The 10663-nt window shown below is 35.0% G+C and carries 8 protein-coding genes; all 8 read left to right on the top strand.

All coding sequences use genetic code 11. The features are described 5' to 3' along the window. Positions 1–828: 828 nt before the first annotated feature. The 8 genes from parM to JFU56_RS12370 all read left to right on the top strand — a co-directional run bounded on the left by parM (position 829) and on the right by JFU56_RS12370 (position 8454). Complete coding sequence (gene parM, locus JFU56_RS12335) at positions 829–1815, top strand: plasmid segregation protein ParM domain-containing protein (RefSeq protein WP_198437596.1); 987 nt, start codon at positions 829–831, stop codon at positions 1813–1815. Beyond that, a complete protein-coding gene (locus JFU56_RS12340; protein ID WP_198437597.1) occupies positions 1816–2295 on the top strand; it encodes a hypothetical protein in 480 nt (159 codons plus the stop codon). It begins immediately after the preceding gene. Further along, complete coding sequence (locus JFU56_RS12345) at positions 2282–2863, top strand: DUF2913 family protein (RefSeq protein WP_198437598.1); 582 nt, start codon at positions 2282–2284, stop codon at positions 2861–2863. The genes JFU56_RS12340 and JFU56_RS12345 overlap by 14 nt, the downstream gene beginning before the upstream one ends. Positions 2864–3270: 407 nt before the next feature. Continuing rightward, positions 3271–3660 carry a hypothetical protein gene (locus JFU56_RS12350; protein ID WP_198437599.1) on the top strand — a complete coding sequence of 130 codons (390 nt, stop codon included), beginning with the start codon at positions 3271–3273 and terminating at the stop codon, positions 3658–3660. 8 nt (positions 3661–3668) lie between these two features. Further along, entirely contained in the window at positions 3669–5579 is a 1911-nt protein-coding gene (locus tag JFU56_RS12355) for a TraI domain-containing protein (RefSeq protein ID WP_198437600.1), read from the top strand. Positions 5580–5675: 96 nt separating this feature from the next. Next, positions 5676–6374, top strand: coding sequence for a hypothetical protein (locus tag JFU56_RS12360; RefSeq protein ID WP_198437601.1), 699 nt, complete (start codon positions 5676–5678; stop codon positions 6372–6374). Positions 6375–6392: 18 nt separating this feature from the next. Then, on the top strand, positions 6393–7277 hold the full coding sequence (locus JFU56_RS12365; protein WP_198437602.1) for a hypothetical protein: 885 nt from the start codon (positions 6393–6395) through the stop codon (positions 7275–7277). A gap of 262 nt (positions 7278–7539) precedes the next feature. Next, entirely contained in the window at positions 7540–8454 is a 915-nt protein-coding gene (locus tag JFU56_RS12370; RefSeq protein WP_198437603.1) for a PFL_4669 family integrating conjugative element protein, read from the top strand. Positions 8455–10663 lie beyond the last annotated feature (2209 nt).

A 10663-nucleotide genomic window follows, 5' to 3' on the forward strand; every position in this document is an offset into this window, starting at 1 on the left:
ACTCTGTTGATATAGCTGCAACGAGAATACTGTAGCAAAGGCATATGCCTTCTCAACTTTCAAATCGCTATGCTTTAGCCCCCGTAAATTTTACATCAATATTGCATTGATAAATGCAACGCTGCAAACAAAAACCGCAGTACAAATACATTGATTGCACACCTATAAGGTCTTTTAAGATTTCATAGGTGTGCAATCAATGAGGTGTATAAATATGTTAGTTATCGATTTTAGTGATTTTTTGATTTCAAACGGTAGAGTAGTAAAAAAACAGCCGCAAGCGAAATGAATTCAATTGCAGCTAATAAGGACGCACTCATTTCGAATGCGTCCTTAACTTCCTCCCAAAGTTCTTATGTATCTACGTGTTTATCCTCACCCAGTTTTCAATTCTACTCATTTTAAATACATGCATTTCAGTCTGAAATATAAAACCACAAAGCAACAAATACCATTCGAATGTCGCCTACACACCAGACATAGGCATCATACTGACTCCAATGTGTCGCCATATGTCGCCTACTGGCATGTGAGTGTCACTGCGTAAACTTATTTTTCACAATCCCATTGACAGATTACGAACATGCATAATAAAATCAAGGGTATAAAATACAAACATCAGTGACACCTAAGTGTCAATAATAAGTATTTTCATTTGTCATTAACGCACCAAAAGTTAATAATGCCAATTCAGGTTGTAATAATTAGGCTATATAACTGAAGTCTTTTTACGTTATGACACATGGATGCCAAGTAGTGACACTGGTGAACATCTAAATTAGTTATTTATTAGTAGATATTTTAATTGTCAAAATTTAAGGGGATATTATGTCAGAAATGGAAAATGGTATTAAACGCGTAGTTAGCGACGATGGTTCAAGCAGCAACAAATTAATGTATCGTGATAAGGAAGGACAGTTAACAAATTTACTCGTTGACAATGCATTCACACGCGTAAAAAAATCAGGACTTCACCCAGTATCAAAAAAACCTTTTTATTCATATAGTGTAGATGGGGGAAGAAGTTATTGCTGGGACATCTATGGTGATGATTCACTTAGTGAAAATCTTGACTTCCAAATGTCAGAACACTCCTTGTTCTCAACACACATCGGTTTACATAAAGCTGGTATATTGGGCGATGTCGAATTGATTTGTACAGTACCTATAAATGCGTACTTCAATCCAACTACATTCGAAGTGAACGATAATGTTATTAAAGCAAAGCAAAATCATATGATGCGTAAGATCACTCCCGATAACGCCGCATTGAAAACTGCCAACATTGTTTCTGTTAAAGTCATGCCCGAGTGCTTTCCTTTTGTACTTCAACAATTAGACAGAGTTGAAACCAACCCTAGAGATTTAGTACTAGGTTTTGATCAAGGTGGTTCTACTGGTGATATATATGTTTGCGATGCAGGAACGTTAACACCACAGTTGATGAGTCATGATGTAATTGGTTTTAACCGCATTATTAATTGGATTATGAAGTCATGCTTAGACCAAGGTTGCAGCGTCTTTGATGCAAAGGAGATTATTAAAGCTAAATCATTTGGGGAATTTGAAGGAAATATAGACGCACTAATAAAAATGATTGACGATACAGTTGAAGACATTATCAACTTTATCCAGCGTGAAGCAGGCGCTAAAATACAAAGAATCAAGCACGTCTTTTTAACTGGCGGACCAAGTATAATGCTCAAGGAACGTTTAGAAGCTTCAAATTTATTTAATTCAGAAGTAAAATTCTACGTTTCAGAGAACCCTGAATTTTCATTAGCTTCAGCAATTGCTGATTTTGAGGACATTTAAGTGAGTGATTCAACTTTTAGTCGGTTATCAAGATTAACCCTTCAAAAGAATGATCCATTTTATGATCTAGTAATGACTGAATACAACAAGCATGCAGTTAAACAACCACTTATGCGCGAAGCAATGATATTCTACAGCATTATTATGAACAAACTTCCACATCTTAAGCTTTACCTTGATAAGCAAATAGCAATCAATAAAGTTGATACCATTGATGAAGAAAAGTTTTACCAATGGTTATTACTTATGAGAAGAGCTGATGAAATCCTAGATGGTCATGGGGATGTAACTATTTCTCATGGTAACGAAACAGTTACTGAACAGGTGCTAGTTACAACCAAGCCTGAACAGGTGCTAGTTACAACCAAGCCTGAACAGGTACAAGTTACAACCAAGCCTGATCAGGTTATGTCCAATAAAGTTGTAAAATCATTGGGTCGTGACACTTTTTCGTCACTTGTAGCTAATGCAAACAAGTAAAATTAAGCACAGCAGTTACGATGTAGAGCTCAACCACCTAACTGTATGTGCTCTCTTATTTTTAGCCATAAATGATGTAAAGGGTAGCCCTTCATACGAAAATAGAAAATTACATAAATGGTTATTATCAGCGAGGAAACAAAAGCGTTTTAGTAGACTAGTAGCATCGGACTTAGAAATCCTAATCCAAAAATCAGCCATGAATGTAGACGTAGTTAGGATATTAGAAGACCTTAATAATCAATATGGTAATCGAACGGTTAATTCAAATAAAAACAGATTGTTCAATTCACTGAAAACATTAGAGGTTTACGATAATATTAAGTCTATATTTGTAAGTGATGATCAAAGTCCATTTAATGGAAAGAAGGGTGAGAAGAAAATAGTGATTTTGGAATCGGAACTAGAAAAAGCTCATGTTTATGGTTCATTGACAATGTCTCTAATTGGAGATATTAATGAAACAGTTACAAGGGCACTTGGTTTCGAATCAATTGATTTTAAAATCATAAACATTGGAAGTGAAAATGGTACAATAATCACTCAGTTAGAAATATTATTCAATTAACCAACCATAATAACTGCTAGTACTTAAACCCTTGAGAAGGCTTATTCAGGGGTTTAGCCTTAATTCAAAACAATAGACAATAAAGGTCATATTACTCATTGTCGTTTCGCGCTACTGATGTTCACCTTTAAGAGCAAAAAAACCTTCTATATTTACGCAATTATCTATTAAATCATGACAACAATTATCCCTATATAAATTCCATCAATCTATCAAATTTAAACACCTGTAGATCACCATTAAATAATAAATATGCATCGACCTGGATATGGGTATTATTTCATAATTCAAGCCAAACTGATTACAATATAAGACGCAAATAGTTACGACTAAATCTGAATATTCAGTACATCGACATTAACAAAAATTTCTCTGGTATAGTCAATAAATCTTAAAGGAGTTTAAATATGCTATACGACATAAACAGAGAAGTGTGCGGTATTTCTGTTTTGCTGAATAAAGCCGGTCCAGAATTCACAAATGCAATCATAGAGCTGTGCTCAAGTTTTGAGGACTTGTCGAAATATCATCCTCAACAATCACTAACACTAGAAGATGAAATTGAAAGTTGCTGCTTATTAACGATAGATAAGAGTCCTAAAAACTTCATGAGCTCGGTTCTTTACACAATTCACGCATCTAGCCTGCTGTGGGCCAAAGTAAGTTCTGAGTGTGGTAATGAGGAGTGGAGCCCTGAAACGGAAGCCTTTAAAACATTTGCATATCGGCACGATGGCGGAATCATTGTTGAGGCTTGTCAAAATTTACAACACCCTTTTAAACGAATAGTAAACTAGGTCGAGCAATGATAGAAATCGTCAGAAAATGGTTTAAAAGAGAAGAAGTGACTCCTGAAATCAGAAAAAAGAAGTTTAGTAATAGTATGATTGCTGAATCAGGTTGTGATTTATTAGGGCGACAACAACAAAAACTTGATGATATAAGAGTGTCATTAAGCTTAACTGACGATAGGTTTAATCTATTTTACGCACCATTATTTGAAAAGTTTGCAGAACTATCACAATGCATGCCAGCAAGCGAGAACCACCATCACGCGCACAAGTATGGGTTTATTGACCACACACTCGAGGTGGCGATTGTAGCCTTAAGAAAACGAGAAGGCGTCATATATAAACAAGACAAAGAAAGCCAACTAATGACCAAAAGGGAGGTTTTTAGTTATGCCGTGGTAGTTGCAGCTATAATGCACGATATTGGTAAACTTGTAACTGATATTGAAATATTCAGTGTGGAAGAGGAAAAAATTATTCATTACGCATCTGGCGACCGATTATCCGCTGGTGATGAGTTTGTCTATCGTTTTTTTCCTGGCCGCAGAATCGAAGATCACCAAGCTTCAGCTCTCATACTATTAAACCAACTAGTACCAAGTATTGGTTTGTCATGGCTATGCGCAGAGACAGAGCTATTTAGAGATGTAATCCACAGTATCACGTCCTCACATAAGTTTTCAGGTAAAATAGGGCAATTAATTATAGAGTCTGATAAAGTTTCCACCGCGAATAATTTATCGCGCATTTCCGTAAATTTTCAAACTACACAATTCGCACCTTCAGTGCCTAATATTGTACCAGTTAGTAACCAAAATAATGCTCTTTCTCAAAACAGTCAAAACAAAGCATTGATGATAGCCAATAGCATCAAACATATGCTTGAAAATCCGACAGATTTCGGTGGTAGAAAAACGCTAAATGTTGCAGGTTCCTTCGCATGGGTTCAGGGCGAATTTATATACATGTCTCATCCACTAGCTTTCAAACATCTTCAAGATCATATGAATGATGAAAACGCAAAAAACGCTCCAAATTCATCAAACATCTGCTATTCAATACTATTTGACAGTGGTTTTTTGGTTAAATCAAATGACAAGATGTTTGACTTTTATCATGTTAGTTCCAACGATGATGACTGGACTTCTACATTAGCGTATATAAAACTTGATAGAGATAAAGTCGATCCAAGCAGATCGCTCCCTGAGTCAAACCACCCTATAACACTATCGTTAAAGAAAAGTGATCTTACAAAGAAAAAAGTTAAACCAACCAAAAAAGAAACATCTTCATGCAATGAATTAGTCGATGATATAGGCAAACCTAATGAAATGAGTCATCCCCAAAAAAATGAATCAGAATTAATGCATTCAGAATCGGTTAACGAAAGTATGATTATCACGCCACCAGTAAAAGTCAAAAGTGATGATCCAGTAGACGAACTTCTAGCTCCAAAAGAATTTATAGAAGACATTGATAAAACAGCTGAATTCAGTAATAACGACACATTTAATATTTTTTTGAAATGGTTGACGCACCAATTTAGACACAAAACCATTGATATAAACAAACATAACGCCGCAGTGCATGTAGTTGATAGCAAAATTGTGCTTGTTTCACCACGCATTTTCATAGATTTTGTAAAATCTAACGGCGGCTCAGATATATTTAGTCAACCAGAATTATTAAACAAAACACAGAAGCAAAAGGTTAATTACATTCAGACAGAGTTTTTCAAGTCTAACGAGCATGTTCGGTCAGTATTAAGTGAAAACATTCTAACGTTTGAATTAAGTTCTAGCACAAAGAAAAGGACGAAATTATTTGGAATTTTATTAAAACCTGACATGTCTAGCTATTTACTAAATAACAAGGATTTCTCCAACTCAAGACATGTTTTTTTGCAATCTGTGATCCAGTCGTAGTGTAAAAGCACTAATATACCTTAAGTATGATATATAGTCATAAAATATTATATTTTCATTTAAATGTGTAGTATAAGTAGTCATTAAGGAATAGAGTTGGACAGTTTTGCCACAAAAATAACTAATTCAAAGGTTTATGAACTTTTAGAGCAGAATGCTAGCGATAACTCTGTATCTAACTTATATAAGCAATATTTGCAATCAGGGCACAATTTATCAAGAACTTCATTTTACTTGTACGCTCAAACGTACAAAATTCGTGATGTAATTGATAACAACCCACAGATTACAAAGAGTCAGGTACTATTTTTGCTAAAAAAATATGCTGAGTATGAACCTTATACAGACAGACCTTTTGAATCCATTGACCTTTTTATAGGAAATGAATTTAATGAATTGGTAATTAATAAGCAACTGAAAGTGAAATTCAATTCGAATAAATTACTGCTTGGTACTTATTTTGTGTTGACAGAAGATGATATATATCCTGTTAGGATTCACCAGGATAAAAGTTCTTTTGCTTCAAATTTACTATTTCTAAGTTGGTGGTCTATTTGGCTTTCTGACCAACCAATTTATGCAGATATACCAACTGAAGTCAGATTTTTATTTAAGAATTCTATTGATGGTGATAAAAGCAGTTTCATGTTTTCATTACTAAAAGTGCTAAGAAAGGACAATGTACTTCAACCGATCCATCGAAGTATAGCAATGCAGTCAACAGAAGAATTACTCATGCGATATAGTACGGATCCATGTTGTACAATTTTGATTTATTTACTCGCTAACAACTAGAAAGCAGGTTTACTTATAATGTCTTACAATCATGATAAACAGCAGGATTTCTTTATCTTGAGAACGCAAGAAGCTATCAGGGCTTGTTTTGTTGAAATCGGCGTGCAAAAAACGGAGCAATTCTTCAATGCTTCAGCTGAAAATCTTGAACTTAGCTTAAGCATTAAAACTGGCACTCTTACTGACAAAATCAATCTCCAACTTAAGAGTATGAGTGGGGCCGCCGTACTAGATAACTATGGGCCTAACTGCCGTACAATAGATATTACTAAAGCTGCTCGAATCTTAAGTAACTGTGTTATAAACTGCTTTCACGCACAACCAAACATGTACACCTCACAATTTTATGATATTCCACAACCATACATAACAGATGTGATCCGGTTGATTGAATCAGGCTTTGTGACATCAGAACGAATCGACAAGGCTCTTTCTTCATATCGAAACGCAAATTTTGATTTCAAAAATAAATTTTCTTCAGTTTTTACTTTCGTAGCAAAGAAATTATGTGAAACACATCGTGATTACGAAGCATATAAATTCTTTCTAGAAAATGGTGCTAGCACTCCTGATATGGAACGGTTCTTTGGTGTTAAAAAGAATTTCGCCCAAAATTTAAAAAAAGAACTTAAGATACCACCCCAATCGAGTCACAAAGGAAAGGTTTATTCTGAGGAAGAATTGTGTGCTATCTGGTTATATATCGAAGAGCAATCAAATAATATTAATCGTTTTTATGATGAAACACCCATTCCCGCCGAGACAATTATTCATTTAGTTAAAATAAATCCGCACGGTTACACGCTAAACGACTTTATTGAAGCTATTAAAGATTGCATTCAATACGGTGACCAAGAGAACCAAATGTTGACTGATTGCTTCGTTTATGAAGTTAATTGGTAATTATCAGATCCTGTACGTTGTATATAACATTCAATCAACTTTAGATTTAAGTTGAATCTATTATAATGCCTCTCTTCGAATATCTACTTTAAACCATTTTAATTTTAATATTCATTGATAGGGTGAATGCATTTATGGATATAAATGTATTAAACTCCTAGCAAACGTCACATTGAAATCTGGAAATTCAGCCATTCCCCAAAAAAGTATTACCATCTGTTATTGTTGAACCTTAATCAACAAACAACAGGCAGTAATTATTATGGGTAACAACAGCAACGTAGATTTTGAAAGACAATTTGGTGAGTTTTTAGGTTCATCAGAAGTGTATGAGGGTGGTGAAACAACGGATAATAGTGAGAATTTAGGTTCTCTACGTTCTGACATAAGTGCAACAGTTCACTCTAAAGAAGCGTCTATGCTATTCACAGGTAAAGAAAAGTCTAAAACAAATAAATTCGGTATCCCAGGGGTTCATGGTTTCTCAAAGCTTGCGAATAAATTGGAGCAGGCAATTAGACGAGATGACCCGTACGCTGATTACTTCTTTTACAACATTCACAATGAAATATCGCTAGCTAAAAGATCTGTAATTGAAAAGCGTGAAAAATTCAAATTATGGTTGCGGAACGAACTGCCATCAAATATTCAAATGACTAACAGCCTCAACATGAGTCCATTAAAATTTGAACTTAAGTTTAACAGTCAACTTGCATTCCAAGTTACTTACTTAATCATGGAACAAGATGAGTATTTTCGATTACTTCGTTTAGCTCAACATGCCAGCCTCATTCCCAATGACGTGACACATGACAACGTGCGTAAAGAACAAACTACAACACGCAGAATCATGTCTAATATATTTGCATATAAATATTGTGATGTAACACGTAACGACGCTGCAGCCAATAACCAACGATGGCAGAAAGCAATGGAATCAATGAAAGCATTTGATCTACCTGAAGAATTTTTGAATGGTACATTGCGCAGCATTATCGCACCACCTATTTCAACCCGACCTGAAGTTGATACTGACGCAAAGGAAACGTCCTTAGATCCGGCTGCAACAGTCGCAAATCTTGAGGGTAAATCAGATATTTTAACTACGACTAATACTACTAATGCTGCACAAATCACAGACTCCGCTGAATTAATCCAAGCTGAACGCTTTGGTTAAGCTGAACGCATTAGTTGATAGAATATAGCGAGTGACCTAGGACACTCGCTAATCTAACTTGTAAAGATTACAGATCCATTTTACCAGGTTTATTGCACCTTAATTTAAGACCAATCTGAAATTAAAAGACTATAATTAAGTCGGTAAATCAAAAGTCCCTCCAAAGCTTTACTCAAATAAAACCTATTAGATGTAATATAAAATAAGAAAGGATTTATATTACATCTATGTAAAACACCAACCTCACTTGGTTGTTCTGAGTTGCGTCTCAACCCTTTATTATCCTACCGCCGCAATTATGCGGCATAAGTGGCTAAGTGCCTCAGACTGGCCTAAACGCGCAGAGTATAGGGCAAGCAATGCCGATGAGTATCTTATAAGAAAACGTCATCATAACACCATTAAAACCATCTTCTTTTCATGTTGTTACTAGTACGAAGATTCAGTTTTCAGAAGATAATATAGTTAAATCGTAATTTGGTTTTTGCATTGAAGTTATCCATAAATTAAGGATCTATCAGTGTTGCATTTAATAACAGTCTGTTTCTGCAGTTGGCCACGGGACTAAATTATCAGACTTTATTGAAATTTTTCTGTATGTACAGTAACTAAAACTAATTGTCTATTGGTAATCATGATCAAATTATTTTGTGAAAAAGCCATTTGAAGTAGCCATAAACAAACTTTAATGGCCTCTGATATATGTCCAGATATAAATGATACACGTATTAAACCCGATAAATATCACTCTAAATTATGGCTAAACAATTACATTTATATAACCTATTTATACAGGTGATGGTACGTTAGACTCTCAATAACTTGCTATATTTGACGCATAAACAAACCATGTAGCCAATTAATAAAAGAAAAGCCACATAGTATTACGATTTAATATATATGTGGATTAACAATGGTGAAACTAAAATCTGATCACTTAAATTATCAAATATCCTACGAAATAATATCCACGAAAAGTCAGGTACCATGATACCTCGGTGTCATTATGCATTAATTAACAGGTGGCAAAGTTATAATAACTCACAATAAATGCACATTAATCTACGAAACGTATCGCCATAATGTACTTTACAAAGTGCAATTTCGAAGTGTTTATGTGTGTATCAATCACGGCAATGCTCCCAAATGACTAAATTTAAATACTCATTAATTCGTAATTCCACTGCTTTAAATAAGGTAAAACTCAATGACGACACTGGGTATAGATAAACGTTATTGCCTCTGAATCACTCTAAAACAACGCGTAAACGAAAAAACCAAATCTGTTTTTGTCATGCGTATTTCACTATAGGTATACTTCAATAAAGCAAATAAGAATTAAGTTTTAATTGACCCAAACATAAACTCTTCTGTCTTATTTCCATTTTGATTCCCTTCATAAATATTCCCTCCCCAAATAATACTCCGTTAGGTTATTATGAGTTGGTGACACTCCCGTCCACCAACCCCTAAGGCCTTATTGGTTTTGTAGCCCTTTACATAACAGGGCTCAAGTCAAGTTTATATATTTACTGCAGGTGTCCACCGATGGGCACTCCTTCAGTGGTGACCACTGTTAGTCAATCAAGTGTCATAGCGCGACTCCTTGGTGTCATCTCTGTAACCAGCGTGGTCGTCCACCAAGGTATCCACCACTAATCATTTCACTTATCATTATGATATTTGGCTATTTAACCTAACTGACACTTTGGTGTCACTCTGAGAGTCTCATTGTTTTATCGAGCACAAATATTCTATTCAAATCCATTAACATCATTTTATTGTCGTCCACCAATAATGATCTCACCTTATTACCTTCCAATAATACTGCTAGATCAACAAGATATGTTTCATGACTTAGCCGAAACGTCTAAGACAACTGAGATCCACTGAAATTTTGTTGCTCACACCAAAAAACACGTAGAAATGGACTTACTCGAACTATTTTTTGCACGATTTCCCCTATTAATATTAAATAATTAATAATTAATCATAATAGATAATAGTAGTCATCTATTTTTAGTGGACCAAAATGGCAGGTGCTTTAAAATCTGTGCTCTGGCATTCGGAGTAAAATGTCCGGAACCAAAATGGCAGGTGCTTTAAAATCTGTGCTCTGGCATTCGGAGTAAAATGTCCGGAACCAAAATGGCAGGTGCTTTAAAATCTGTGCTCTGGCATTCGGAGTAAAATGTCCGGAACCAAAACT

Source organism: Moritella sp. F3 (assembly GCF_015082335.1).
Lineage (GTDB): Bacteria > Pseudomonadota > Gammaproteobacteria > Enterobacterales > Moritellaceae > Moritella.